The sequence below is a fragment of the Roseburia sp. 1XD42-69 genome, from assembly GCF_003612565.1.
GTDB lineage: Bacteria > Bacillota > Clostridia > Lachnospirales > Lachnospiraceae > Roseburia_B.
Genome location: NZ_RAZG01000231.1, coordinates 1 through 1,044, shown reverse-complemented (window position 1 = coordinate 1,044; position 1,044 = coordinate 1). Strand labels below are relative to the sequence as shown.

Here is a 1,044-nt window from a genome sequence, read left to right as displayed (position 1 = left end):
CACAATGTAGGTAGTCCGGCCAATCTTCTTCACCAGTGCGGGAGCGTCCTTATCTGGTGGCGTGGTGGTAATGTCCTCTGTGATTTTCTCGCTGCCCATAAATTCTCCTTTACATACAATCAGGTTTTGTTATCCCTTACTCACAATCTCTTTCGCCGCCGCTTTGGTCGCTCTGGCTCCTTCCTCCCGGAAATTTTTACCGGAAAAAAGAATCGGCGCACACCGTTCCAGTATGCGGGCATAAATCCTTGCGTGGGCAATGTCTGGCGGGTTCTTGATTTCTTCCAGTTTCAGGTTTGTTGTGACAATCAACGGCTTCTTACTCCGATATCGGCTGTCAATGACGGTGAACATCTGCTCCATGGCATACTCGGTACTGCGCTCCACTCCTAAATCATCAATGACAAGCAGGCTGTAATCGTCCAGGCTGGCGATAAAGGCCGCCCTGTCCTCGGCAAACACGCCGGTCAGCCGGTTCAGGATAGACGGGAAATTTGTCATCAGAACCAGCACGTCACGGTCAAGCAGGGCATTGGCAATACAGCCGGCAAAAAAGGATTTCCCGGTTCCCACGTCACCAAAAAGCAGAAGGCCGGCATTGTCCCGGTATGCCTCCTTCCAATGCTCCACATAGGCATGGGCTTTCTCCATGACGGGATTCTGGCCGTTATCATTGGCAAAAGTGTAATCATAAAGGTATATGTCCTGAAGCCCCTGCGCCTTCCGGCGTTTGACACGCTCCATGCGTTCCCTCTGTTCCTCCATGGCTTTCCGTTCCTCCTGCGCCTTCTGCTGGCAGGGGCAGAGGCAGCGGGGCATGAAATAGCCGGAGCCTCCGAACCTCGGCACAACGGTCTGGCGGCTGCCATGGCATTTCTTACAGTGGATAAGCCCGTCAGCCGGTTCTATGTATTCGTCCCCGGCAAGTTCCATATCCCCGGCGGCCCGGTCAATGGCCGCCCGGACTTCTGCGGTAATCTCAATCATATGGTTTCTCCTTCCTCTACGCTGTAATCCCGGTTCCGGGCAGGCGGTTTCTCCTTC

At 53.9% G+C, this 1,044-nt stretch carries 1 protein-coding gene; it reads right to left on the bottom strand.

Annotated elements, in window-relative coordinates:
* Positions 1-129 precede the first annotated feature (129 nt).
* On the bottom strand, positions 130-987 hold the full coding sequence (locus tag D7Y06_RS25285) for an ATP-binding protein (protein WP_120410215.1): 858 nt from the start codon (positions 985-987) through the stop codon (positions 130-132).
* Positions 988-1,044: the final 57 nt, after the last annotated feature.

Bases quoted from the DNA above. Each gene is read 5' to 3' on its own strand.
- D7Y06_RS25285 (WP_120410215.1), bottom strand. From the start codon at position 987: ATGATTGAGATTACCGCAGAAGTCCGGGCGGCCATTGACCGGGCCGCC.